A 25197-nucleotide genomic window follows, 5' to 3' on the forward strand; every position below is an offset into this window, starting at 1 on the left:
CGTGGCTACTCCCCGGTGCGCCCGTCCAACGACTCCCGGAGGAGGTCGGCATGCCCGTTGTGGCGGGCGTACTCCTCGACCAGGTGGACCAGGATCCATCGCAGGCTGGGTGCACGACCGTCGGGCCAGGTGCGCCTGGCCAGCCGCTCCAGGCCGCCGTCGGCCAGCGCCTGCGTGACCAGGGTGCGGGAGCGGGCCACGGTGTCCTGCCAGAGCGTACGAAGCTGTTCGGGGGTGTCCTCGGCGGCCGAGTGCCAGTCCCAGTCGGGATCGGCCTTCCAGTCCACCGTGTCCCACGGCGGCTCGGGGTCCCGCCCGTGCAGCCAACGGGAGAACCAGTAGTCCTCGACGAAGGCCAAGTGCTTGAGCATCCCGCCCAGCGTCATCGAGGAGGCACCGACGGTCGCCCCGAGGCCGCTCCTGTCCAGTCCGGCGCACTTCCACGTCAGGGTCGCGCGGTGGAACTCCAGGAAACCCAGGAGGGTGCTGGTCTCGTCGGCCGCAAGGGGAGGTTCCGGGCGACCCTGCTCGTCCATGTCGGGCATGGCCGGTGAGCCTACCGGCGGGGCCCGTGCCGGGCCAGGGACTCCGGTGCGGTCGGCCGGATCTGGAGGTGCGGCCGGCCCGGGGCGCGCCGGAACGGAAAGGCGCCGGGTCGCACCTTCCGAGGCCGACGCTGAAGCCTCCGGGTCCACCGACGGGTGGATCCGGTGCGTGAGATCCGAGATGCGGCAACGCCCGGACGCCGGTGCCCGCGCCCGGATCCGCGGGCACCGGAAGGGCGGTCGCAGACGGTCTGAGGTATTCCGGAACTATGAACTCGCAGCGGTTCCTGCGCTCGCTCCACGCGACCCGGCGGCACTCGACGGCACTCGTGGCGATGCCTTTCACCCTTATCGCCGCCGTCACCGTGATGGACATCAGCGCGCCGCCGGACGTCCACCTGGGCCCGTTCCTCGTGGCTGCGCCCGCTGTGACCTCGTCGTTTGCCGGCCCCCGTATGACTGCCTTCGTGGGTGCGGTCGCCGTGCTGGCCCAGTCCGTGGTCGCCATCGCACGCACCAGCCTCAACGACCTCAATCACACCTACCAGATCATCGCCCTCTGTCTGATCTCCGCTTTTGTCACGCTGTTCGCACACCTGAGGGAACGGCACGAGCGGGAGATGACGCAGCTGCGTTCGGTGGCGGAAGCGGCACAGCACGTGCTGATGCAGCCCTTGCCCCGCCGGAGCGGCCCCCTGCGCATCGCCTCGGTCTACCTGGCCGCAGAGGCGGAGGCGCAGCTGGGCGGTGATCTCTACGCGCTCGCCCGCACCGCCGACGGCACCCGCGTGATCGTCGGCGACGCCCGCGGCAAGGGACTCGACGCGATCGGCGAAGCAGCCGGCGTACTGGGCGCATTCCGGGCTCTGGCCCACAGGGAGGCGCGGCTGCCCGAACTGGTGGGGCACCTGGAGGACGGGGTCACGGTGGACCGGAACGGCACCACGGACGAGGAAGAGGAGGACGACTACACCGCGGAGGCCTTCGTGACCGCGGCCGTCCTCGACATCCCCGATGCCGCTTCCGAACTTCGCCTGGTCAGCTGCGGTCATCCACCGCCGTTGCTGATCCGTGCCGGCGAGGTGCTGTCCCTCGAAGTGCGTGAGCCCGCTCCGCCTCTCGGGCTCGCGCAATTGCTCGCCCCCGCATTCACCGCGGAGACGTTCACCTTCGGCGCCGGCGAGGTGCTGCTCCTGTACACCGACGGTGTCATCGAGGCCCGGGACCGGTCAGGGGGCTTCTACCCACTGCTCGAGCGGGTCGCGTCCCGGTCCTGGGACGGCGCGGAATCCCTGCTGGAGTACGTGCGTGCCGACCTCCTACGGCACGCGGGCGGGCGCCTGGGCGACGATGCGGCCATGGTCGCCATCGAACGACTGCCGGATGCCGCGTTGTGTCCCGGCGGATGGTCACGCCGGCAGGGTGCGGCCGAAGAGGAGGTCGAAGCCCACCGGTAGCGGGAGCAGGACCCGCCGGGTGAGTCCTCGCCCGCAGCGTCAGCGGTCGCGCCGAGCCCGGCGCCGACGTGCCAATTCGCGGTCCCCTCGATGGCTCCCTCGATCCGGGCCGGACGCGCGCCCAGGAGGGCCGGCACGACGCGGGCTGCCCGTTCCGCTTCGTCCCGGATGCCGTGGCCGCCGCGTTCCTGGACACGGTCCAGGAACGCCTCACTTCGGAGGGTCACTGCGGCTGTCCCTCTCGAAACGGGGGGAAGGGCACCGGCCCCGCAGACCGCACCGTCACGGCTCGGACTCAGTCCCGCAGTGTGACCGTGAAGCTGCGCCCGTACGCGTGGCGGGTGTCGACGTCGACGCGGGTTCCGCCGTGGGCCGGGCTCACACGTACCCCGTCGTCCGACGACACCTTCCGCAGTGACCTGCCTCGGATCAGGACGCCGACCGTGTCCCGGCCCATCGTCGGGTCGGACACGGCGACGGTGGTCGGGCCCCGGTGTCCGCGGCGCTGCACGATCACCGACGCCGGGCCGTCCATGCGCAGACCCGCGACCTCGTGCCGGCCGGGCGTGAACGCATTGGCCGCCCTCAGACCGAGGCCGGTGTGGGACACGGCCTGCAGACGCGGTGTGTTGGCCAGGACCCGCAGCGGACCGTTCGGGTACGAGGCCAACTGCGTCCCGTCGGCATTCGGCACCAACGCGTAGGCGATGCGCACGGGTTCGGACCCGGGTTCCTGGTCGACCGTCACGCCGAGGACGGCGCGGGTGACGGCTGTGTCCGGGTTCGAGGTGCGGACGACCCGGCGGCTGCGGGTGACCTCGTCCAGCGAGACCCGGACCTGAGGGGTGTCGAGGAAGACGTAGCCGACGGCGGTGCGTTGTGTGGTGTTGGCATAGCGAAGCCAGGCCAGGTCGCCGGTGCCCGCGCCGCTCCACGGACGGCCGCCACGGAGCATCCCGGTGAGCGCGACCTGGTCGCCCGGCGCGGCGGTGCGGGCGTCGACGGTCGTGGTCACGGCCCGCCCGGCAGGATCACCGACCCCTGCGGCAAGGACCACGATCTCCTCGTCGAATAGGAACCACGATTTGGTCGCCGTCGCATTGCGGTAGACCACGAAATCGTCAGGCAGCAGGTGCCTGTCGCGGTCGGCGACATCGCCGGACTGCACCATGCCGGCCGCGGCGTACGCCCCGAGAACGGCGCCGCCGGAGCGCTGATCGGTGCCACGAGGGAAGTAGACGTACGTGTTCTGCGACTCGGACGACGAGGTGAAGTTCAACGGGTGGCCGGGGTTGTCGTAGTACGGCTTCCCGTAAAGGTCGGGGACGGTCCGTCGGTGTTCGACCGGCGCGGTGACACCGGCGAGGCCGTACGGCGAGACCGTGGTGAAGTAGTCGACGCCGTACACCTGCGACTGGTCCTGCCCGGAGAGATAGAGGTAGTAGGCCCCGTCGCCCTGGAACCATGGCATCAGGTTCTCGCCGCTCATGTACTCGTACTTGCTGATCCGGTCGGAGCTGCGGGCGAGCGCGAAGGCGTAACCGGGCCTGCGGTGCACATTCCTGTCCATGGCGTTGAAGGCGACGCTGCGCGCGGTGGCGTTGAGATCCTCGGCGGGCACCGCCGGGTCGCCGATGATGTCGGCGTAACGCACGACACTGACCGGGGAGACGAAACGCCCCGGATCGAGCGTGCCGCGCGAGGTCGACCGGATGTGCTTGACGTAGCTGTTGAGAGCGGCGGCGTCGGCGCCGCTCGCGAGCGAGGCCAGGTCGACCACGGCCTCGACGACCACGGCGACATCGGTGTAGCCGCTGTCCGGCCGTGACACCGCCCGCCCCTTGACGATCTCCATCATCCAACCCTCGAAGATCAGCGGCGCGAAGCCGTTCTGCACCCAGCTGCGCACCGTCGGTACGAGCTCCTCGCCGTGCGCGAAACCCGTACCGTCGAGGATCTTGAGGGTCTGCACTACGCGGGTCAGGAGGCCCTTCCCGTACGAACCGGTGTAGGCGACGGAGGCGTGCTGGATGAAGGATCCGTCGGCGTAATACCCGTCCGTGACACCGTGGTCGAGGTGGTAAGGGTCGATGGTGGCGAACACGGTCAGCTGGTCGGTGAGGGCCTTGCGGATGCGTGCCTCGTCGCCGAGGAGTGCGCCCTGCAGGATGCGGTTGGTGGTGATGTCGGCGAGGTTGGCACCGGTGTGGAAGCGCGAATCGAGATTCACGTCGCCGTCGATGCCGTTGCGCAGGTAGGCGTCCATGGAGGCGACGTAGGTCTGTGCGAGATCGGGGCGGTATGCGCGCACTTCGTCGGCGAGGAGCACGAGGGTCCTGCTGATGTGCTGCGCGAGACCGATCTCCCAGTAGAACCAGTTGCCGTAGTAGCCCTTGGACTGGTCGCCGTAGTAGTGGTCGTGCAGCCGGCCGAGGCCGTCGAGCACACGGCGCTGCGCGACGGTGTTCCCGTACAGGTCGGAGGGGGTGCCACCCGGGGGTGTGCAGGTGGCGAGAGCGATCTCGTACAGCCGCTGGAAGGCGCTGTTGAGGTTGGCCTCGTTGCTGCCGAGCACCAGCCCGGCGAACAGCTCGCCGGGGCCCGCGGAGTCCATCGCCCTGAGATTCGTCCGCGCCACGTTGTCCACGGCGGCGAGCTTGGCAGCCGTCTCGGGACGGGAGTTGGACTCCGCGGTCCCGGCGAAGGCCGCCACCGTGTTGGCCATCAGGCGTGTGCAGCCCGCGGCGACACCTGCGGCGGTCGCCGGTTGTGCGGGGATCACCGCCAGGAGACCGGTGGCTGACAGAGCGGCCAGCAGACTTCTGCGGGTGATCTCCATATGGCGTCCTCCGCCTGTGAGTTGGCGACCCGGCGGCCGGAGTCAACCAGAACGGCCGAGCGGCGACAAGGGGACGCGGCCGGGCCGGGACCGCTGTCCACGAGTGCCGAGCCGAAGTGGACGGACCGCGCTGCGGCCATGCCCTTCGGTGAGGTACGCCCCGCGGATACGCTGCACCTGGAGTTCAAGAACCGGAGGAGCGCCGTTGAGTACCGAGACCGACATCCTCGTCCTGGGGGGCGCCGGCGTGGACACCATCGTGTACGTCCCTCAGTTGCCTCTTCCGTACGCCGACAGCTACATGGTGCCCGCCATCGAAACGCGGGCGGGACAGACCGGCGACTTCGTGGCGCTCGGGGTGCACGCTCTGGGGCTGCGCACGCATCACATCGACATGATCGGCGATGACGACGCGGGTAACCTGATCCGCGCGCTGCACCGCGACCGGGGCATCGCGCTCACCGAAGTCCCCCTGCCTGCAGGCACCAAGCGCGCGGTGAATCTCGTCGGCCCCGACGGGCGGCGGCTTTCGTTGTACGACAACAGCCGCTCGCAGGAGGCGGACCGGCTGCCCCCGGAAACGGTGGGAGCCCTCGCCGCGGTCAGTCGCCACGCCCACGTCTCCATCACCTATCCCTGCGCGTTCGCCCTTCCCACGCTGCGTGAGGCCGGCGTGACCATTTCGACCGACCTGCACAACTGGGACGGTGCGGAGGCTTACCACGAAGCATTCGCCTACGAGGCCGACCTGGTCTTCCTGTCGACCGCGGCCCTGGTGGACCCCGAGAAGACCATGCGGCAGATCGCCGAGCGAGGCCGGGCCCGAGCGGTCGTCGCCACGGCGGGAGCTGAGGGGGCGTATCAACTGTGCGACGGGGAGCTGACCCACATTCCGGCGGTCACACCGCTCGCGCCGGTGGTGGACTCCAACGGTGCAGGCGACGCGTTCGTGGCGGGCTATCTGTTCGGCCGGCTGTCCGGCGAGTCACCACAGAGGTGCGGTCTCTACGGCGCGATCGCCGGAGCCCATGCCTGCACCGTGCCGGCGACGGGGACCGACCTCATCAGCCGGGTCGAACTGCTCACCCTGGCCGCGGCGGAAGGAGGCCGGGCCGACGAATGACATGACCTGTCGTGCGGCTATTGCAGTTGACGGCACACCGGGCGCGCGATTTCCTGCTGCGATGACCGATCTTCGCATCGCGCCGGTGGACGGCGACGCCACGCTTCACGACTGGCAGCATGTCCATAACGCGATCATTCCCACGGCTGCCCTGTCTCTGGACGAGGTACGCGAGCGTGTCGGACGCAACCGGTTGGAGGTCGCGTATCTGGGCGACGTCCTTGTCGGCTGCTCGACCGTGCGCCCGCCGACGGCAGAAGCATCCGTTGCCACGGTGATCGCCAGAGTGCTCCCGACTCACCGGCGACAGGGTTTTGGCGGGGCACTGTACGCCCGAGGGCTGGCGCATGCGCGCAAACTCGGAGCCGACGTCGTCGAGACGGTGGTCCTGGAGTCCAACGCGGACGGGCTGCGGTTCGCGCTGGCGCAGGGATTCGTCGAGGTCGAGAGATACCTGTTGCCGGGTGACAGTGTGCGCTTCGTCGACTTGAGGCTGGCCTGAGGCCGACGTCGACCCGCAGAGGGTGCTCAGGGCTCCCTGCCTGACCGGAGCGGACTCGGTGCGGACTCGTGCCGCCGCGGGAGCATCGGCCGATGCCGGTGGGCACCTTGACCAGCCGCCCGTGCTGGCTGCTCAGCAATTCGGTCACGTCGTCGTTCGGCCAGGCGCCGTCGACCAGGCATGTGAGGCGTGTCGCCGGAAGCCCGCCGAGCGGGCGCACGGCTCGGTCGGTGTGGCGCCCGGACGCGGCGTCGCGGCACCGCGATCCATGCGACCCCCGCATCCCGGAGTGTGGCGGCCGGTGGTGCGCGGCGGGGCGGAGCTACGGACCTTCCGGGGCGGGGACCACGTGCATGGCCGCTTCCTCGGCCGAGGCGGCCGCGCCGTCGATGCCGATGTCGAACGCGATCATGTCCTTCTCGTCGTCCTCGTGAGCGCCCTCGTCGGGTGCGACGAGCCGTCCGGCGCGCAGACCGCCGACCTCCTCGTCACGGACCTCACCGTCGGTGTCCAGTACGTCACCGATCTCGTCTCCGTCGGGTACGTCGAGATCCGGCTCCTCCTCGCTGAGGCGCTGGTCGAGCGTTTCACCTTCGTGCTGCTCGGCCGCCGTGACACCGTGGTGTTCCACGGCCCACGGCCGCTCGGGTGGCGAATAGCCTGCATCGAGCGGATCCGCACCGGCCCGGTCGTCGAGAGTGTCCTCCACGTCGAGCAGCCCGGCGTCGTCCTGCACCTCCGAGCCGTCCGGCTGGTAGACCTCGTCGCCCATCGTGGTGTCGATGTCCATGTCACCTCCAATGTCGGGAGTGAACCGTCGGGGCGACGTCCTGTTCGCGTCATGCCCTCGTTCTCATCATGTGCGGTGTCGGCCGTCGGGACGAGCGGAAGCGCACCGGCGACCGCTGCGGACGCGAAGGCCGGGACCTTCACCGGTGACGCGGTGCGATCGGAACGGCGCGGTGCGTATCGGTTCGCCGCACGCGGCGGTTCACATAACCGGCCGGACGCCTGATTCGTCACCCACCCCGTCAGCGTGGCGTCAATTCGGGTGTGCGACGTATCAGGGCCGTATCAACGCATGGCGTCCGTGGATCGCGGCGGACCCAGACTGAACCCGGGGTGGCGCGGGCGACCGGTCCGTGGCGTGGCCCGGGCGGGCGAGTGATCATCACCGCCCGGGGCGCGCACATCGAGATCTCGCCGGGCAGCCACCGGCGGCCCGTGATACGGAGGGCGTAGGAGGTGACACATGACCCGCCAACCGCTCGGCGACCGGCTCGCATTCGTGGCCGCGCTGGTGGGACCGCTGCTGGTCGCGCTGGTACTCGTGCCGTTCCGTACGGACCTGTCGAGGACCAATGCCGCCCTCGTGCTCGTCGTGGTGGTCGTCGCGGTCGCCGCCTTCGGCAGCCGGGTCGCCGGCGCGGTGGCGGCACTGTCCGCCGCCGTCTGGTTCGACTTCTTCCTCACCCGCCCGTACCAGCGGTTCACCATCAATGGTGGCGACGACATCGAAACGGCCGTGCTGCTCCTGATCGTCGGCCTGATCGTCTCGCAGCTGGCCGCCCGGGCACGGCGGCTCGAGGTGATCGCCGTGACGGATGCAGGGCATCTCGCCCGAATCCATGACACCGCCGAACTGGCGCAGGCGACGACCTCCGCCGACGCCGTCGTCGCCCATGTGCGGGGTGAGCTCGTCGAGCTGCTGCAGCTGCGGGGCTGCCGGTTCGAGTACGGAACCCTGCTGGGGCGGCCACCGCGGCTGGAGCAGGACGGAAGTGTGTCCGTCGGCCGAAGATGCTGGGACCTCGCGCGCGGCGGCTGGCCGGACGGCGAGATCGAGTTGCGGGCCGGCGGACAGGGCCACTACGTCGGCAGGTACATGCTCGATCCCACGCCGGGAACCGTACCGACACTGCAGGCCCGTCTTGTCGCCGTGACACTGGCCGACCAGGCGGGTGCCGCGCTCGAGACGGCCGGCCGGCCGACGGGCGGCTGAGACGGACGGGCCGGCCGCCGAAAAGCAGGGCGGACGGCCGGCCGGGTCGGCCGACGTGGGTGCGGGCCGGCGCGCCGGGTCCGGCTCCACCCGGCGCGTCTCTCGCGGGGTGGCGGCGTGGCCCGCCCCGGCACGGGCGGCGGTGAGACGTGGCCGTGGGGTCCGGCAGTCACTGCCGGACCCCACGTCATTCATGCGCCTCACCGGGTCGTTCCCGGACCCTGCTCAGGGGAAGGACACCACCGTCGAGGGAACGGTCGAGGTCCCGGACGTGGGCGAACCGGTGCTGTTGATCACGTGGTCGTACTGTCCCTGGCCACCCAGGGACACCACCAGCAGATCGTGGAACTTCACCCCGGGCTTCACCGGTGCCTCGAAGCCGTGGTCCTGACGGATGGTCGGATCGACGTTGAAGTAGCAGTAGCTGCCCAGGCCCCAGCCCTCGTGGTTGTCGACCGAGTCCGCGACCTTGTAGGCGGCGTACCCCTTGACGGTGCCGTTCTGGACGGCGGCCTGGTTCGGTGCGTCGTACGCCTTCTCGTTCTGGAAGAAGATCGTCCTGCCGTTCTCGCCGTTCCACTGCACGTCGTACTTGTTGAAGTGCTCGACGAAGAGGCCGGTGGCGAGGACGTCGTCACCGTCGACCCGGATCCCGTAGTCGGCACGGTTGGTCTCCCAGCCGACCCCGTCTCCGTGGTCGGCGCGCCAGATCCAGGTGTGGTCGACGATGGTGTCGTCATTGTTGATGACCATGCTGGTGGTGGCCTTGCCGGGGCCCGCGCCGCCGATCCGGACGAACACGTCCTGCACGGTGGTCGGATTCGCCGAGTGGTCGGCAGAGGCGCCTTCGGGGCCCACCTGCAGCAGCACCGAGGAGTTCTGCGGACCCGCGTCGATCAGGAGACCGGCCAGCTTCACGCCGTCCACGTCGCCGACCTTGATCGCTGTCACACCGTTGTCCGGGATGATCGTAGCGAGCCCCAGACCGAGGACGACCGTGTTCGCCCGGTCGATGTCTATGGTCTGGTCCACGTGATAGACGCCGGGCGTGAACAGCAGGTGCAGGCCCTGCCGCACCGCGGCGTTGATGGTCTGTGCGGTGGCGCCGGGCTTGACCACGTAGAACTGGCTCAGCGGGATGGACTCGCCCTGCGGCGTGCCGGCCCACGAGATGCCGCGCGCGTTGGTGCGCTTGGCCGGGACGAAGACCTTGTACGCGGAGCCGTCCAGGTAGAGGAACGGCTTCTCGCGGGAGACCGGGGTGGTGTCGAGCGTGGTGTACGGAGGGTCGGGGAAGCTCTGCGCGGGCGCGCCCTCGACTCCGGAGAACGTCATGTTCCAGACGCCGTTGGTCCAGCCCCCGACCGAGCTGTCGCGGGTGTACCACTGCTGCTGGGAGTACGGACCGACCTGGCCGTCGATCTTGCTGTCGGCGATGTAGCCGCCGCTGGCCCAGCCGTAGCCGTCGGGCGCCAGGTTGAGCCCGCCCTTGACGTGCATCCGCCGGAACGGCGCTGCCTGCGACACGGCCCAACGGTCCGTGCCGTTCACCGGGTTGAGCGCCAGATTCTCCGCCGAGCGCCAGAAGTTCTGCGTGGCGTTCCCGTTGAACCAGCCGGCGTCGACGGTCACGTCCCCGTTGAAGGTCGTGTCGTCCGGCTTGAGGCCGAGCCCCGCGATGGAGGTGTAGAAGCCGAGTTGCGCGTTGATGTTGTTGTAGGTGCCCGGCTTGAACAGCAACGCATAGCGGCCGTTCCCGAACTGCGCGGACTCCTGCTGCTTGAAGATCTCGTCGACCTTGGCCTGGATGCCGGGCGTCGACGGGTCGAAGACCAGCACGTTCGGTCCCAGGTCGCCGCCGCCGGGAATCTGCGGTCCGCCCTGGTCACCGGTGGTGCCGAACACCTGGAACTCCCAGAGCGAGTAGCCGTACGGGGTGGCCCGGGCGGTGCCGGTCAGCCGGACGTAACGGGCGGTGCCGGAGACGTTCAGGGTCTCCGTGCCGCCGGGGCCGCCGGTGGTGGAGTAGGCGGTGGTCCATGTGCTGTTGTCCGTGGAGAACTCGATCCGGTAGCCGGTGGCGTAGGCCGCCTCCCACTTCAGCACGATCTGGGAGACCGAGGCGGAGGCGCCCAGATCGACCTTGATCCACTGCGGGTCGGAGAAGGCGCTCGACCAGCGGCTGCCGTCGTCGCCGTCCACGGCGGAGGCGGCGGGGGTGCCGGCGTTCTCCTCGCTGGAGGACGTCACGGTTCTGCCCTGGGAGAGCAGTGAGGGCGCCGCGCCGGCCGGGGTCGCGGGGACGAACGCCAGCAGCGAGATGACGAGACCGGCGACGACGGCGAGCACACCGCTACGTCGTCCGGTCGATGAACGGGCAGGTCTGCGGAGTACGGGGGGTGCGTACATGGGGGTTCGTCTCCTGAGTCGTGGTGCGGGTGCACGACGCGCAGTCTGAGAGCGCTCTCAGCTGCGGAAGATACTTCTCGCTTGACTCGGACACGTCAATAGATGTGCAGCGGGTGCTGCTTCAGGGCCTGTTGAGAACAAGAGTTGAACGAATGGTGTGGGGCGACCGGATCGTCGATCCGTCCTTACCGGTGGTGGCGCAGGCGGCCCGGGAGTGTCGGCTTCAGGGGGTCTCGCCGGACGGTCGTGGCGAGAGTCGGACCGTCCGCAGGGGCTCGCGCGGCGGGCGGGCCCGCCACTCGCGCGGGTAGCCGATCGACACCTCCTCGAACCGCACCCCGTCGTGATGGGTCACCCGCGGAATGTGCAGATGTCCGTAGATCACGGCCGCGGCGCGGAAGCGGCGATGCCAGTCCCGGGTGAGCTCGGTCCCGCACCACTGCGCGAACTCGGGGTGGCGCAGCACGTCCGTCGGTTCTCGCACCAGCGGGTAGTGGTTCACCAGGACCGTGCGGTGGTCCTCGGGGATGCCGGCCAGCCGCAGCTCGGTCTCCCGCACCCGCGCCCGGCACCAGTCGTCGCGCGTCGGGTACGGATCGGGGTGGAGGAAGTGCTCGTCGGCGCAGACGACCCCGGCCCTGTGGGCGAGGTCGAGGGACTCGTCCCTGGTGGTCGCGCCGGGGGCGCGGAACGTGTAGTCGTAGAGCAGGAAGAGCGGGGCGACGGTCACCGGCCCGTCCGCGTCCTCCCATACCGGATAGGGGTCCTCGGGGGTGAGGACGCCCAGGCTTCGGCAGAGGTCGACCAGGTGGAGGTAGCGTGCCTCGCCCCGCAACTGCACGGGATCGCTCGGGTGCGTCCACAGCTCGTGGTTCCCGGGGACCCAGACGACTTGCGCGAAGCGCTCGCTGAGCAGCGTCAGTGCCCGCTCCACGTCGGCGACCTTCTCGCCGACGTCACCTGCGACGATGAGCCAGTCGGCGTCGGTGCCGGGGCGCAGGGACGAGAAGATGTCACGGTTGTCGGCGTATGCGACGTGCAGGTCGCTGACTGCCAGCAGGTGTCCGTTCAGGGCCAGAACTCCTTGCTCCGTGGGTACCGCCCGGCAGCCACTCTATCGGCATGCCCGCGCGAGACGGCCAATGGCCGTTCAGGGAACCGGTGTTCGATCAAGACGCCGTTCGGGACGGGCGTGTGCTCTGCCGCCCTCCGGCGGCCCATGGGCACCGGCGTAGCATGATCCCCATGGAACAGCGCACACTGGGCAGGACCGGACAGGACGTATCCGTCGTCGGACAGGGCACCTGGCAGCTCGGCGGTGACTGGGGCGAGGTGCAGGAGGCGGACGCCTTCGGTGTCCTGGACGCGGCGGTCGAGTCGGGCGTCACCTTCTTCGACACGGCGGACGTGTACGGCGACGGCCGCAGCGAACAGCTCATCGGCCGCTATCTGAAGGACCGCCCGGACGCCGGTGTGTTCGTCGCCACCAAGATGGGGCGGCGTGCCGACCAGGTTCCGGAGAACTACGTCCTCGACAACTTCCGTGCCTGGAACGACCGCTCACGGGCCAACCTCGGGGTCGACACGCTCGATCTCGTGCAGCTGCACTGCCCGCCCACCGCCGTCTACTCCTCGGACGAGGTCTACGACGCGCTGGACACTCTCGTCGCCGAGCAGCGGATCGCCGCCTACGCGGTGAGTGTCGAAACGTGCGCCGAGGCGCTCACCGCCATCGCCCGCCCCGGCGTCGCGAGCGTCCAGATCATCCTCAACCCGTTCCGTCTCAAGCCGCTCGACGAAGTCCTCCCGGCTGCCCGTGCGGCAGGTGTGGGCATCATCGCGCGGGTCCCGCTCGCCTCCGGACTGCTCTCCGGGAAGTACACCAAGGACACCGTCTTCGCCCCCGAGGACCACCGCTCGTACAACCGGCACGGCGAGGCGTTCGACCAGGGCGAGACCTTCTCCGGAATCGAGTACGGCAACGGGGTGTCCGCGGCCGCCGAGTTCGCCGAACTCGCACCGCAGGGGGCGACACCGGCCCAGACCGCACTGCGCTGGATCATCCAGCAGCCCGGAGTCACCAGCGTCATCCCCGGCGCGCGCTCCGTGCAGCAGGCCCGTGCCAACGCGGCGGCCGCGTCACTTCCGCCGTTGCCGCAGAGCACCCTGGACGCCGTACGGGACCTGTACGACCGCCGGATCCGCGCGGAGGTCCACCACCGCTGGTAGCCGGAAGGCGCGGCCGGCCGGGCCCGGGCCCGGTCAGCCGGTGAGATCGACCCGCACGGTCAGCAGGTTCGTACCGACCGCCCGGACGGTGGCGCTGTTCAGGCGCGGCAACGTCCTGAGTCGTGCGCGGGCGTCGTCCTGCGGAACCAGGTGGGCGGTACCGGCATGCCAGCGCCCCTTGATCCGGATCCTGACCTGCGGGTCGGCCTGAATGTTGCGCACGTACTGCGACTTCTCGCCGTACTCCGAGACCAGCCAGAACTCGTTCCCGACGCGGCGTCCGCCGACCGGCGTCCGGCGGGGGAGTCCGGATGTGCGTCCTGTGGTCTCCAGGAGTGTCTGGCGCGGCAGCAGTCGGACCAACGGATTGCCGATCCGCCGCTGGAACGACGTGACGGCCCGGAACTTCATCTCGTGATATCTCGACATGCGTGATTCTCCCCGTCGGTGCCGGTGACCCTCGCCGGAGGTCAACCTTAGGGCTGTCCTGTGATCGGGACGGCCCTGAGGCCGACATGCCGGCCGGGGTACGGGATCCGGCGCCGGCCACGCGATCAGACCAGAGACGTACCGCGCGCGACCAGCAGGGCGATGTCGGTCGCGGCCAGGCCGAGCGTGGCCAGGAACGGCAGACGGCTGTCGGGGGAGGTGCCCGGCGGGAGGCACAGGACGACGGCCAGCGCCCCGGTCACCGCGAGGCCGCTCCAGCCCGTGGCGTCCGGTGGTCCGGGCGGCCCGAGAACGAGGGCGGCCGAGGCCGCGAGCAGCGCGAGTGCCGCTACGGTACGGGACCGGCGCCGGCCCAGACGTTGGGGCAGGCCCCGGACGCCCGCGGCCAGGTCGGCGTCGATGTCGGGGAGGACGTTGGTGAAGTGTGCACCCACCCCGAGGAGGGCACCGGCGGCCATCACCCAGGCGGCGGGCCAGGGGTGACCGGGCAGCGCGAGGGTGAGGAAGGCGGGCAGAAGTCCGAAGGCCAGCGCGTAGGGCAGCCACGACCACCGCGTCCGTTTGACGCCGAGGTTGTACGACCATGCGGCGGCCACCCCGATCAGATGCGCGCCGCCCGCCGCCGCGCCGTTCGCCAGGGACAGGGGAGTGCACAGCAGGAGCGCAGCACACGCCGCGACCGACACGCTGCGCATCCCCACCTCGCCCGCCACGAGCGGCTTGTCGCGCCGGTGTGCCGCGGTGTCCCGCGCGAGGTCGATTCGGTCATTGCTCCAGCCGACGGAGAGCTGTCCGGTGAGTACGGCCAGGGCGACCAGACAACTGCCCAGGACGTCGCGCCCCGCTGCCACGCCCAGGGCTGTGATCAAGGCGGTCACGGCCAGCGCGGGGGCCGGGTGGGCCGACAGGAGGAGCGCCAAGGCGCCGCGGCCGAGGCCGGGGGCACCCGCACGCGCCGCGGCCTCAGCCGGTACGGGTGCCGGCGAGGGCGGGGTGGCCGACAAAGAGCGCGCCTGAAAAGTCTGATTCATGATGTTCGATCAAAACATCCATTCCACACCTATGGTGACGTCATGACGCGAATCATCGCGATTCACGGAGTGCTCCCGCCGCACCGGTACGAGCAGTCCGGGATCACCGACGCCTTCGCCGACATGTGCCTGCCTCCGGGCGCGGACCGTGGTGTGCTGGAACGCCTGCACCGGTCCGCCGGCGTACGCGGCCGCCATCTGGCGCTGCCCCTGGAACGGTACGCCGCGCTGAGCGGTTTCGGCGAGGCCAACGACGCGTTCATCGAAGTCGCCCTGGAGCTCGGGGAACAGGCCGTACGCGGTGCCCTGGACCGGTCTGGCCTGGACCCGCGCGACATCGACCTGGTCATCTCCACCTCCGTCACCGGCATCGCCGCCCCGTCCCTGGAGGCGCGGCTCGCCGGACGGATCGGGTTGCGGCCCGACGTGAAACGCGTACCGATCTTCGGGCTCGGCTGCGTGGCCGGGGCCGCAGGTCTCGCCCGGCTCCACGACTACCTCGAGGGGCACCCCGGCCAGGTCGCACTGCTGCTCTCCGTCGAACTCTGTTCGCTGACCCTGCAACGTACCGACACATCCGTGCCGAACCTGGTGGCTGGCGCACTGTTCGGTGACGGCGCCGGCGCCGTCCTCGCGGTCGGCCGGGACCACCCGCACCACCGGGAACAGTCAGGGCCCGTGGTGGTCGCGACCCGCAGCAGCCTCTACCCCGGCACCGAACGCACACTGGGCTGGGACATCGGTGACCAGGGCTTCCGGATCGTACTCGGCGCCGACCTCCCGAACCTGGTACGCGAGACCCTGGGCGAAGAGGTGCACTCCTTCCTCTCCGACCACGACCTCAAGACGCAGGACGTGACGGCCTGGGTCTGCCACCCGGGCGGCCCCCAGGTACTCGAAGCCGTACGCGAGACGCTGGATCTGCCCGCACGAGCACTGGAACTGGCCTGGCGTTCGCTGGCCGAGGTCGGCAATCTGTCCTCCGCCTCCGTCCTGCATGTCCTCAGGGACACCCTGGCGCTGCGCTCACCACCGCCCGGAACTCCCGGGCTCCTTCTCGCGATGGGGCCCGGCTTCTGCACCGAACTCGTCCTGCTCCGCTGGTAGCCGCCCCGTGATCCCTTACACCGTCCTCGTCCTTCTGGTCGCCGTCGAGCGACTCGCCGAACTCGTCACCGCCCGACGCAATGCCCACTGGAGCCGGCGCCACGGCGCGGCGGAGTACGGGCAGGGCCACTACCCCGTCATGGTCGCGCTCCACACCGGACTGCTGGCCGGCTGCCTGGCGGAGACCTGGCTCGGCGGCCGACCCTTCCTGCCCGCACTCGGCTGGCCGATGCTCGCCCTGGCCCTGGGCGCCCAGGGTCTGCGCTGGTGGTGCATCACCACGCTGGGACCGCGCTGGAACACCCGCGTCATCGTGGTGCCGGACCTGCCGCTCGTCACCGCCGGACCGTACCGGTGGCTGAGCCACCCCAACTACGTCGCGGTGATCGTCGAGGGCGTCGCACTGCCCCTCGTCCACACCAACTGGCTCACCGCGACCGCCTTCACCCTGTTCAACCTGCCGCTCCTCGCGACCCGCGTACGGTGCGAGAACTCCGCCCTCGCCGCCGCCCCGGCGGCGCCGTGATCGACCTGCTGGTCGTCGGCGGCGGACCCGCCGGCCTCGCCACGGCGATCCACGCAACCGAGGCCGGGCTCGAAGCGGTGGTCGTCGAACCGCGCCCCACTCCGATCGACAAGGCCTGCGGCGAGGGGCTCATGCCGGGCGCCGTGAACGCTCTGGCCGGACTCGGCGTCACCGTCGCCGGACACCCGCTGCGCGGAATCCGCTACCTCGACGACCGCCACCGGGCAGAAGCCCTCTTCGCACCCGGCCCCGGTCGCGGTGTCCGCCGCACCGAACTGCAGACCGCCCTGGCCCGCCGCGCGGCGGAACTCGGCGTGCGGGTGATCCCCGTGCGGTCGGGCGGCGTCCGGCAGAGCGCCGACAGCGTCCACGCGGCAGGCGTCAGCGCCCGATACCTCGCCGCCGCCGACGGCCTGCACTCACCGATCAGACGCCAACTCGGCCTGGACCTGCCGGACCCACGCCCCCCGAGGTTCGGACTGCGGCGCCACTTCGTGATCGAGCCCTGGACGGACTGCGTCGAGGTGCACTGGTCACCACGGGCCGAGGCCTACGTCACCCCGCTGGGCCCACGCCTGGTCGGCGTCGCCGTCCTGACCACGGAACGCGGCCCGTTCGACGACCACTTGGCCCGCTTCCCCCTGCTGGCCCGGCGTCTGCCTGCGAGCACCACCACGCCGGTGCGTGGCGCCGGACCGCTGCGCCAGCGGGTCGGCTCCCGGGTGGCAGGACGGGTCCTCCTGGTGGGGGACGCCGCCGGATACATCGACGCCCTGACCGGTGAAGGAGTCTCGCTGGCTCTCGCCGGAGCCGCTCAACTGGTGCGCTGCGTCCGGAACGACCGGCCGCAGGCGTACGAGCGGGCGTGGCGCAAGGTCTCCCGGCGCCACCGCCTGCTCACCGAATCGCTGTTGCTGGCCCGGCAGCACCCGCGACTGGCCCGCCGCATCGTCCCGACTGCGAGCCGTCTCCCCGCGGCCTTCACCAACCTGGTCAACCAGCTGGCCTGAGCGCGGTCCGGCAGCGTCCACCCGGTCCGTCGCTACGGGTCACGCCACAGGGTGTGCGATCGGCGCGGGCGGCACCGGCCGGTGCCGCCGCTTCAACCAGCCGACCAACGTGCAGACGGCACCCGCGAGGGCAAGAACCACACCGAGCAGCACGCCCAGTCCCAGCACCACCGGCACGACGGCGTCGTCGAGCACCCGGCCCCGCACGGCCGTCACGGGTACGGTTCCGGAGTCCTCGCCCGCGAAGTAGCGCGAGTCGTAGGAGTTGGCACGATGGTCGCCGAGAAGGAACATCCGCCCGGCCGGTACCTTCACGTCGTACGGTCCGTGGCCGCCGTCGACCTCTCCGTCCTTCAGGTAGGGCTCCTTGAGCGGGGTGCTGTCGACGGTCAGGCGTGTGCCGTCGAAGACCACATGGTCGCCCCCCAGTCCGATGACGCGTTTCAGCACCGGCTTGCCGTCGAACTGCTCCGGCACGCCGAAGAGCACCACATCGCCCCGCCGTACCTTCGCGCCGGACGTCTTCGCGATGAAAATGCGGGCGCCCCGAGCGTAGGTGGGCTCCATCGACCCACCGGGCAGGGTGACCACCGTGTAGTCCCTGCGCACGGTCCAGAGCGCGCCCGCTGCCAGCACGACCCCCAGGAGGGCAAGCACAGCCCCCGTGATCAACAACCCTCGCCCAGCGCGCCGCATCCGTGGATCTCCCCTCGTGCCCCTCACCCCCAGCCAGGTGGCTGCAGCGACACCGTAGAGCGTCCATCCCGGCGGGACCGCAGAGGGGTCGGGGGGAAGAGATGCGACCGGCCGGGGAGCGCCGCTACTCCAGGCCGGACACCTGGAAGACCGTCTGGGCCGTCCGGCGGTCGATGCGCTCCGCGAGCTGCCGCAGCGCGGTCACCCCGCAGAGCATCGTCCCGTGCTCGACGCAGGCGCGGGTGTCCTGGTCCAGCCGGTGCCACAGTGCCGGGTTGGCGACGAACACCCTCGGATCGACCTCGACCCGGCAGCCGTCGGCGTCCCGGAGCACCAGACGTTGCGCGACGCCGTCCGACCAGCGGACGGAGACCAGTCGGTCCGTACGCACCGTGTGAGCGCGCAGGAGGCCGCGGGAGGAGAGCCACCCGGCGCCCGCGCGGACCCGTGGTGGCACCAGCACCACGAACAGCGTCGTGGCGAGAGCCGTCCACAGCAGGACGCGCAGCCAGGTGAGCCGGCCGGCGGCCGCGTCGACTGCCAGCAGGAGCCCCAGGAGCGCGGCCGCGCAGCCGACCGCGAAGCGCACGTGGCCGACCCAGTCCTCGTCGTGCGCCGTCGTGCCCGGGGGAGGCAGGACGCGGCCTCGACGGCCGGAGTGGGCGTCGGGCACCGCGCGGGTGATGCGTCGTTCCATGGCGCTGAGGCTAAGGACGGCGAGTCGGACGGTCATCGTGTCTTGACGAAGTGCTGATGCCGGTGCCGCAGGTCCTGACGCGTGCCTGACGGCAGCCGGGGCGAATGGCGAGTGAAGACGCGGCCGGTCGGCGCAAGGAGCTCGCGGGGATCGGGCGGGACCGGCGGGGCCCGCCCACCTGTGGGGCGCGTGCTCCGGAACCAGCGGGTCGCGGTGGTGGCGCACGTCGTAGGCCGTGGCACCGGCGCGATGATCCGCAGGCTCAGATTCCGGCTGGACGTCGATCGGGTACATGTGCCGGCTCCGGAGCGCGAACAGGGCTGACGCCGGGAGCCGGACGGACGGGGGACGGCATGGCCGAAGGCCGAACGTCCGGAGTGGCCGCGCATGCAGGAGGGTTGACATCCGACTACCGCACCGAGACGCTTTTTAGAAAGTGATTCTATGATTGGCCGGCTCGCCGAAGCGCGGGCCGGCGCGGAGTTGCGGACGGGAGAGGCGTATGGGTGGCGTCGTGGAGGGCCGGGTCGTGGTTGTCACGGGGGCGGCACGCGGGATCGGACGCGGGCACGCGCTGGAGTTCGCCCGGCAGGGCGCGAAAGTGGTCGTCAACGATCTGGGCGCGGAGGTCGATGGAACCGGTTCCTCGTCCGGACCCGCGGGTGATGTCGTGACGCAGATCCGCGAGGCCGGCGGTGAGGCCGTCGCCAACGGCGACGACGTGTCCGACTTCGAAGGCGCTCGCAGGCTGGTGGAGTCCGCGATCAGGCACTTCGGTGACCTGAACGTCCTGGTCAACAATGCCGGCATCTTGCGCGACCGGATGCTGGTGAACATGAGCGCCGAGGAGTGGGACGCGGTGATCAGGGTGCACCTGCGCGGTACGTTCGGTCCCTTGCGGCATGCGGCGGCCTATTGGCGGTCGCAGGCGAAGGCCGGGGTGCAGGTCGATGCCCGGGTCATCAACACGACGTCCTCGTCGGGCATCTACGGCAACCCGGGACAGGCGAACTACGGAGCGGCCAAGGCGGGGATCGCGGGGCTGACCGTGATCGCCTCCCTGGAGCTGGAGCGCTACGGCGTCGCGGTGAACGCCGTGGCACCGGCGGCGCTCACCCGTATGACGGAGGGGCTGCGGTCCGACCGTACCGTGGTGGAGCCCGGCACCTTCGACCCGTCGGCACCGGAGAACATAGCTCCGCTGGTCGTCTGGCTGGCCGGTCCCGCGGCGCGGGGCATCACCGGTCGGGTCTTCAACGTGCGCGGCGGACTGATCAGCGTCGCGGAGGGCTGGCACGCCGGGCCGGCCGCCGAAAACGAATCACGCTGGGAACAGTCCCAACTCGACAGGGCGATACCGGCGTTGGTCGACAAGGCCCGTCCGAACGCGCTGCAGAACGGCCGCGCGCCGGGGGAGGACCGCTGACGTGCCCCTCGACCACAGTGTGATCGGCATCGAGTCCCCACCGGTCGAGCGGTCCTGGACCTCCAAGGACACCCTGCTCTACGCGGTCGGGGTCGGAGCCGGGCAGGACGACCCGCTGCGGGAACTGGCCTTCACCACGGAGAACTCGCACGGCATCGGCCAGCAGGTTCTGCCGACGTTCGCCGTGCTGGCCGCGCAGGGGGGCCGGGGCCGGAGCATCGGCGAGTTCGACCCGGCGATGCTCGTACACGCGGAGCAGTCCTTCGAACTGCACCGTCCCCTGCCGCCGGCGGGGACCGTGCGGGTCACCTCGAAGATCACCGGCATGTACGACAAGGGATCCGGTGCGCTGGTGACCAGCGAGGCGGTGGCGGTGGATCCCGGCACGGGTGATCCGGTGGTCACCTCGCGCAGTGCCGTCTTCATCCGAGGGGAGGGTGGCTTCGGCGGGGACCGGGGGCCGCGTGACAGCTGGCCGGAGCCCGTTCGTGCACCGGACCACCGGATCACCTGCCCGACCCGACCGGAACAGGCACTGCTGTACCGGCTTTCCGGTGACCGCAATCCACTGCACTCCGATCCCGCGTTTGCCGCGAAAGCCGGATTCGAGCGTCCGATCCTGCACGGCCTGTGCACCTACGGGGTGACCGGACGCGCCCTGTTGCACACGTTGGCGGAATCGGAACCGTCCCGGTTCGTCTCCATGTCGGGCCGGTTCAGCAGGCCGGTCCATCCCGGCGAGTCGTTGACCGTGTCCATCTGGAGGGACGGTGACACCGCACAGTTCCGTACCACCAAGGCCGACGGAACAGTCGTGATCGACCGTGGACGGGCCGCCGTCCGCGGGGCGGGCGGCCCTGGCGCCTGACGGGCCGTCGCTCCGGGGTGACGCCGTCGGACGCCGTGCGCGGAGACGGGGCGGCCCTGGTCGGTGTCGCCCCCGATCGCGGTCCGCCGGACACCGGTCAGGTGCCGGCCCTGGGGTTGGCCACCGCGGTGGTCATGCAGTAGCCGATCGGGCCCGCGGTGTCGTGCAGTGTGCAGTGCCCGACGGCGACCCCGTCCTCGCTGCTGTGGGCGGTGGACTCCAGCCCGATGGCGTCGCTGAGCGGCAGTCTGCTCAGGCACAGGGTGTAGTCGGCATTGATGAACTGCAGTCCGGCGTCGCCGGCATGGGCGAGTGGACTTGCCGTGTCGGCGGCGAGCGCCGCCCGTACGAACGGCGAAAGCGACTCGCCGGCGACCAGTTCGCACGATTCCCGCAGCCAGGCCCGGCGTCTGCCCGTTCCCTGCCCGCCGTCCCGCACAGGCGTGTTGTGCTCGTCGAACTTCCAGACCGTCCAGGCTCCTTCGCGCGGTGCGGGAAGTTCCTCAGGCGCGGGTGCGTCCCAGGGCGGTGTGGCGGGGACATGGCCCGGCGGCTGTTCGCTGCGGCGCAGCAGCACGGCGCCGGCCCGCGCGACGACGCCGTCGGCGCCGTGCACGGTCGCATCGACGACCCGGATGCGACGGCCGTCGCGTACCCGGAGGGTCTCCACCCGCACCGGAGCCATCGGCGCGTTGCGGAACAGATCGACGGTCAGTCGGGTGAAGTGCAGCCCTTCGGCGGCGTGTTCACGCTCCAGGGCCCGGGCTGCCAGTGCGCCGAGCAGCCTGCCGTGCATCATGCCGGGCGCCCACCAGCTGCGTGCGTGGGGGGCGGGGACGAACTCGTCTCCGGCACCGGTGAAGAAGGCCTCCTGCTGTTCGGCCTGGGCCACGGGCGTTTCCTTCCTGGGGAACCGATGTGTCGACATGTCGATGTGCCGGGCTGTGCGCCGCCGGGATGCCGGTGCACCGGCCGGCCGGTGGCCGTGCGGTCCCGATGCTCCGGCCGCCGGTCAGGTGTCCTGGCCGGGTGAGCCGAGTCGGCGGATCAGCACGATCGCGGCTTCGGTGATCTTGTTGGCCTGGCGCTTGTTCGGGCACGTCGCGATCTCTCGTCCCGCCTCGCCGATGATCGTGGTCAGCACCGCCACCGTGAGCCGGTCGACCGAGTCGATGCCGGCGCCGAGCAGCACGGCGTTCTGCCGGACCCATTCCCGGCTGCGGGTGCGCCGGACCAGCTCGAAGCCCGGTGGCCCGTCGCCGTCCATGAACAGCCTGGCCAGATCGCGGCGCTGCCAGGAGCCCTCGAGAAATGCGCGGGCGCCCACGACGAACAGGTCGAGCGGGTCCTCACCCTCGCCCGCGGCCCGGGCCGCGGCGACCGCTGTCACCGCGTTCTGCTCATGGGCGGCCTGGTGTTCCTCCCACAGGGCGAGGAAGAGCTCGGTCTTCCCGCCGAAGTGGTGGTAGAGGCTGCCCACGCTGGACCCGGCCCGTTCCACCACCCCTGCGATGCTCGCCTCGGCGAAGCCCTGTTCGCAGAACACCTCACGCGCGGCGTTGAGCAACACCCGGCGGGTCTCCGCTGTGCGGCTCCACTGCCAGGCGTTCCCGCCGGCCGCGGCGCTGCTCGCGCTTCGTGCCATGGGATCCCCTCCTTGCCTTCGTTGACGGGCATCGACGCGGTCCACCGTACCGAATCCAATCTTAGAATTGCCGTCGGGGATGTTTCGTCGACGTTTCGTGAGTCTTCCATGATCGGTGGCGTCGGCCGTGGTGGCGCCGATTCGCAAGTTACCGCCAAGGGCGGCCGGTTGTGCGTGAACCGGCTTGCGGCAGGCGTCTTGACACGCTCGTCCGGCCGGGCGCAGGCTGAGCCAATTCCTAGAGTTCCGTTCTAGAAAAGGACCCCGGGTGGTCACCCGCGCGTCCTGAGAAGGAAAGGACACCGCTCGATGGTCGATTTCTCCCTCAGTGTCGAGGAACGTCAGATCCGGGACACGGTCCGCGCGTTCATCTCCAAGGAGGTGATGCCGCTGGAACAGGAGGTGCTGCGCAACGAACGGGCGGGCGTTCCCGCGATCGCCCTGGATGTCCTGGCCGAGCTGCGGGCCAAGGCCCGCCGGGCGGGCTTCTGGGGAATGAACACGCCCGAGGAGTACGGCGGGATGAACCTGGGCGCCGTCATGTCCGCGATCCTGGCGATGGAGACCGGCAGGACGTACGTTCCCTTCAGCTTCGGCGGCTCGGCGGACAACATCCTCTACAGCTGCAACGACGAGCAGAAGCAGCGCTACCTCATCCCGACGATCGAGGGTGAGCGGCGGTCCTGTTTCGCGATCACCGAGCCGGGAGCCGGATCCGACGCACGCAACATCCGTACCCGCGCGATGCGCGACGGCGGCGACTGGGTGATCAACGGGGAGAAGACCTTCATCACCGGCGGCAACGAGGCCGACTTCGTGATGGTGTTCGCCGTCACCGACCCGGACAAGGGTGCGGACGGCGGAGTGACCTGCTTCCTCGTCGACCGGGACATGGGCTGGAAGTCCGAACCGATCCCCACGATGGGCCAGTGGGGTCCGGCGGCACTCGTCTTCGACGACGTGCGTGTTCCCGACGAGAACGTACTCGGCGAGGTCGGCCACGGTTTCGCGCTGGCGCTGCGGTGGATCGGCCAGGGCCGTTACATGATCCCGGCCCGTGCGATCGGTTCCGCCGAGCGGATGCTGCAGATGGCGATCGACTACGCCAAGATCCGGACGTCCATGGGCAACCCGATCGCCGAGTACCAGGCGATCCAGTGGCAGATCGCGGACTCGCAGGTGGAGATCGAGTCCACGAAGTGGCTCACGCTGTACGCGGCTTGGCGCGTCCAGCAGGGCATGGACGCGCGCCACGCCTCCTCCATCGCCAAGCTCAACGGCGCGCTCATGGCCAACCAGGTCGTGGATCGTGTGCTGCAGATCCATGGCGGGATGGGGTACACCAAGGAACTGCCGATCGAGCGCTGGTACCGGGAGTTGCGACTGCTGCGGATCTTCGAGGGCACCGACGAGATCCAGCGCCGCACCATCGCCCGCAACCTGCTCAAGGGCCATGTGCGGCTGGGTGGGATCGGCGAATGAGGGCCCGCAGGCGCGCGGCGATCGTCGGGGTGGCCGAGTCGGAGGTGGGCAGGACCCCGCACCTGACCGTGCTGTCCCAACAGGCAAGGGCGAGCCGGGGGGCGCTGGCCGAGGCCGGGCTGGGCCCCCAGGACGTGGACGCCCTGTTCGTGGCCGGAAACTGGTCCTGGGCACCCGCGCTGACGCTGGCCGAGTATCTGGGACTCCAGCCGGACTACCTGGACGGCACCAACATCGGCGGATCGTCCTTCGAGGCCCACCTCGGCCACGCGGCGGCGGCCATCGAAGCCGGGGTGATCGACGTCGCTCTGATCACCTACGGCAGCACCCAGCGCAGCAACCGCTCACGCAACGCCCCACGGCCACCCGCGTCGCTCACCGAGCAGTTCGACCGGCCCTACGGGCTGCCGCAGCCGGTCGGCGCCTACGCGCTGGCGGCCAACCGCTACCTCCACCAGTACGGTGCGACCAGCGAACAGCTGGCCGAAGTGGCGGTGAGCGCACGGCAGTGGGCGGCACTCAACCCGGACGCGTACCACCGTCACCCGATCACGGTCGACGACGTGCTCGCCTCGCCGATGATCAGCGATCCGCTGCACCTGCTGGACTGCTGCCTGGTCACCGACGGTGGCGGCGCGGTGGTCGTGGCGGCCGAGGACCGCTGGCCCGACGTGGACACCCGTCCGGTCGTCGTGCTCGGCCACGGCGAGACCACCACGCACAGCAGCATCGCCCAGATGCCGGACCTGACCGTCACCGGTGCTGCCCGCTCGGGACCGACGGCGATGAAGATGGCCGACGTGACGCACGACGACCTCGACCTGCTGGAGATCTACGACTCCTTCACCATCACAGTCCTGCTGACCCTGGAGTCACTGGGGTTCTGCAAACCGGGGGAGGCCGGGGACTTCGTCGCCCACGGGCGTACCGCCCCCGGTGGACCGGTGCCGATGAACACCAACGGCGGCGGTCTGTCCTACACGCACCCCGGTATGTACGGGATCTTCCTGCTCATCGAGGCGACCCGGCAACTGCGGCACGACTTCGCCGGCGACCCGCGCCGCCAGGTCGACGGTGCCGGACTGGCCCTGGTGCACGGGACCGGCGGCGTGCTGTCGTCCACCTCGACCGTCGTACTCGGAAGGAGTTGATC

Annotated in this window: 23 protein-coding genes; 12 read left to right on the top strand and 11 right to left on the bottom strand. The window is 70.3% G+C overall.

Annotation, left to right across the window (positions count from 1 at the left end):
* Positions 1-5: 5 nt before the first annotated feature.
* Positions 6-545 (bottom strand): DinB family protein, encoded by a 540-nt coding sequence (locus tag OG963_RS37610; protein ID WP_093929737.1) that lies wholly within the window; start codon positions 543-545, stop codon positions 6-8.
* A gap of 269 nt (positions 546-814) precedes the next feature.
* Here OG963_RS37610 and OG963_RS37615 point away from each other — a divergent pair, with 269 nt between their 5' ends.
* A complete protein-coding gene (locus OG963_RS37615) occupies positions 815-2002 on the top strand; it encodes a PP2C family protein-serine/threonine phosphatase (protein ID WP_319326522.1) in 1188 nt (395 codons plus the stop codon).
* 295 nt (positions 2003-2297) lie between these two features.
* On the opposite strand, the gene OG963_RS37620 is transcribed toward OG963_RS37615, so the two are convergent.
* Positions 2298-4841 carry a polysaccharide lyase family 8 super-sandwich domain-containing protein gene (locus tag OG963_RS37620; protein WP_371799900.1) on the bottom strand — a complete coding sequence of 848 codons (2544 nt, stop codon included), beginning with the start codon at positions 4839-4841 and terminating at the stop codon, positions 2298-2300.
* A gap of 205 nt (positions 4842-5046) precedes the next feature.
* Here OG963_RS37620 and OG963_RS37625 point away from each other — a divergent pair, with 205 nt between their 5' ends.
* Both OG963_RS37625 and OG963_RS37630 read left to right on the top strand, forming a co-directional pair.
* Complete coding sequence (locus OG963_RS37625) at positions 5047-5964, top strand: adenosine kinase (RefSeq protein ID WP_093778447.1); 918 nt, start codon at positions 5047-5049, stop codon at positions 5962-5964.
* Positions 5965-6025: 61 nt separating this feature from the next.
* Positions 6026-6466: a GNAT family N-acetyltransferase gene (locus OG963_RS37630; protein ID WP_093778449.1), complete on the top strand. Its 441-nt coding sequence runs from the start codon at positions 6026-6028 to the stop codon at positions 6464-6466.
* A 322-nt stretch (positions 6467-6788) separates the two neighbouring features.
* Here the strand turns inward: OG963_RS37630 and OG963_RS37635 are convergent, their stop codons facing one another.
* On the bottom strand, positions 6789-7256 hold the full coding sequence (locus OG963_RS37635) for a DUF5709 domain-containing protein (protein ID WP_030925642.1): 468 nt from the start codon (positions 7254-7256) through the stop codon (positions 6789-6791).
* Between the two features lie 462 nt (positions 7257-7718).
* Here OG963_RS37635 and OG963_RS37640 point away from each other — a divergent pair, with 462 nt between their 5' ends.
* Positions 7719-8468 (top strand): DUF4118 domain-containing protein, encoded by a 750-nt coding sequence (locus tag OG963_RS37640; protein WP_093778451.1) that lies wholly within the window; start codon positions 7719-7721, stop codon positions 8466-8468.
* A 225-nt stretch (positions 8469-8693) separates the two neighbouring features.
* On the opposite strand, the gene OG963_RS37645 is transcribed toward OG963_RS37640, so the two are convergent.
* Entirely contained in the window at positions 8694-10877 is a 2184-nt protein-coding gene (locus OG963_RS37645) for a discoidin domain-containing protein (protein ID WP_093929741.1), read from the bottom strand.
* 223 nt (positions 10878-11100) lie between these two features.
* Positions 11101-11949 carry a metallophosphoesterase gene (locus OG963_RS37650; protein ID WP_371800350.1) on the bottom strand — a complete coding sequence of 283 codons (849 nt, stop codon included), beginning with the start codon at positions 11947-11949 and terminating at the stop codon, positions 11101-11103.
* A gap of 164 nt (positions 11950-12113) precedes the next feature.
* Here OG963_RS37650 and OG963_RS37655 point away from each other — a divergent pair, with 164 nt between their 5' ends.
* Positions 12114-13106, top strand: coding sequence for an aldo/keto reductase (locus tag OG963_RS37655; RefSeq protein ID WP_093778457.1), 993 nt, complete (start codon positions 12114-12116; stop codon positions 13104-13106).
* A gap of 33 nt (positions 13107-13139) precedes the next feature.
* Here OG963_RS37655 and OG963_RS37660 read toward each other — a convergent pair whose 3' ends face one another.
* Both OG963_RS37660 and OG963_RS37665 read right to left on the bottom strand, forming a co-directional pair.
* Positions 13140-13535, bottom strand: coding sequence for a nitroreductase family deazaflavin-dependent oxidoreductase (locus OG963_RS37660; protein ID WP_030925629.1), 396 nt, complete (start codon positions 13533-13535; stop codon positions 13140-13142).
* Between the two features lie 125 nt (positions 13536-13660).
* Positions 13661-14587, bottom strand: coding sequence for a UbiA family prenyltransferase (locus tag OG963_RS37665; protein ID WP_319740087.1), 927 nt, complete (start codon positions 14585-14587; stop codon positions 13661-13663).
* 42 nt (positions 14588-14629) lie between these two features.
* On the opposite strand from OG963_RS37665, the gene OG963_RS37670 reads away from it, so the two are divergent.
* From OG963_RS37670 to OG963_RS37680, 3 genes are read left to right on the top strand one after another with little or no spacing between them, the layout of a single operon-like run.
* Complete coding sequence (locus OG963_RS37670) at positions 14630-15694, top strand: type III polyketide synthase (protein ID WP_093778461.1); 1065 nt, start codon at positions 14630-14632, stop codon at positions 15692-15694.
* Between the two features lie 7 nt (positions 15695-15701).
* A complete protein-coding gene (locus OG963_RS37675; RefSeq protein ID WP_093778463.1) occupies positions 15702-16220 on the top strand; it encodes an isoprenylcysteine carboxyl methyltransferase family protein in 519 nt (172 codons plus the stop codon).
* On the top strand, positions 16217-17230 hold the full coding sequence (locus OG963_RS37680; RefSeq protein WP_093929930.1) for an NAD(P)/FAD-dependent oxidoreductase: 1014 nt from the start codon (positions 16217-16219) through the stop codon (positions 17228-17230). Before OG963_RS37675 ends, OG963_RS37680 begins: the two co-directional genes overlap by 4 nt.
* A 39-nt stretch (positions 17231-17269) precedes the next feature.
* On the opposite strand, the gene lepB is transcribed toward OG963_RS37680, so the two are convergent.
* Positions 17270-17887, bottom strand: coding sequence for a signal peptidase I (gene lepB / locus OG963_RS37685; RefSeq protein ID WP_256328252.1), 618 nt, complete (start codon positions 17885-17887; stop codon positions 17270-17272).
* Between the two features lie 163 nt (positions 17888-18050).
* Positions 18051-18623: a hypothetical protein gene (locus tag OG963_RS37690; RefSeq protein WP_030925616.1), complete on the bottom strand. Its 573-nt coding sequence runs from the start codon at positions 18621-18623 to the stop codon at positions 18051-18053.
* A 502-nt stretch (positions 18624-19125) separates the two neighbouring features.
* Between OG963_RS37690 and OG963_RS37695 the strand changes: the two genes are divergently transcribed.
* The gene (locus tag OG963_RS37695; RefSeq protein WP_093929744.1) at positions 19126-20049 is read left to right on the top strand and encodes an SDR family oxidoreductase; all 924 of its coding nucleotides are present in this window, start codon (positions 19126-19128) and stop codon (positions 20047-20049) included.
* A 1-nt stretch (position 20050) separates the two neighbouring features.
* On the top strand, positions 20051-20917 hold the full coding sequence (locus tag OG963_RS37700; protein WP_093778469.1) for a MaoC/PaaZ C-terminal domain-containing protein: 867 nt from the start codon (positions 20051-20053) through the stop codon (positions 20915-20917).
* 97 nt (positions 20918-21014) lie between these two features.
* On the opposite strand, the gene OG963_RS37705 is transcribed toward OG963_RS37700, so the two are convergent.
* Positions 21015-21809: an acyl-CoA thioesterase domain-containing protein gene (locus OG963_RS37705; protein ID WP_093929745.1), complete on the bottom strand. Its 795-nt coding sequence runs from the start codon at positions 21807-21809 to the stop codon at positions 21015-21017.
* 120 nt (positions 21810-21929) lie between these two features.
* Positions 21930-22562, bottom strand: coding sequence for a TetR/AcrR family transcriptional regulator (locus OG963_RS37710; RefSeq protein WP_030925601.1), 633 nt, complete (start codon positions 22560-22562; stop codon positions 21930-21932).
* Positions 22563-22871: 309 nt separating this feature from the next.
* Between OG963_RS37710 and OG963_RS37715 the strand changes: the two genes are divergently transcribed.
* Positions 22872-24044, top strand: a complete 1173-nt coding sequence (locus OG963_RS37715) for an acyl-CoA dehydrogenase family protein (RefSeq protein ID WP_093929746.1) — start codon at positions 22872-22874, stop codon at positions 24042-24044.
* Complete coding sequence (locus tag OG963_RS37720) at positions 24041-25195, top strand: acetyl-CoA acetyltransferase (protein ID WP_093778475.1); 1155 nt, start codon at positions 24041-24043, stop codon at positions 25193-25195. Before OG963_RS37715 ends, OG963_RS37720 begins: the two co-directional genes overlap by 4 nt.
* Positions 25196-25197: the final 2 nt, after the last annotated feature.

It is taken from the genome of Streptomyces sp. NBC_01707 (assembly GCF_041438805.1).
Lineage (GTDB): Bacteria > Actinomycetota > Actinomycetes > Streptomycetales > Streptomycetaceae > Streptomyces.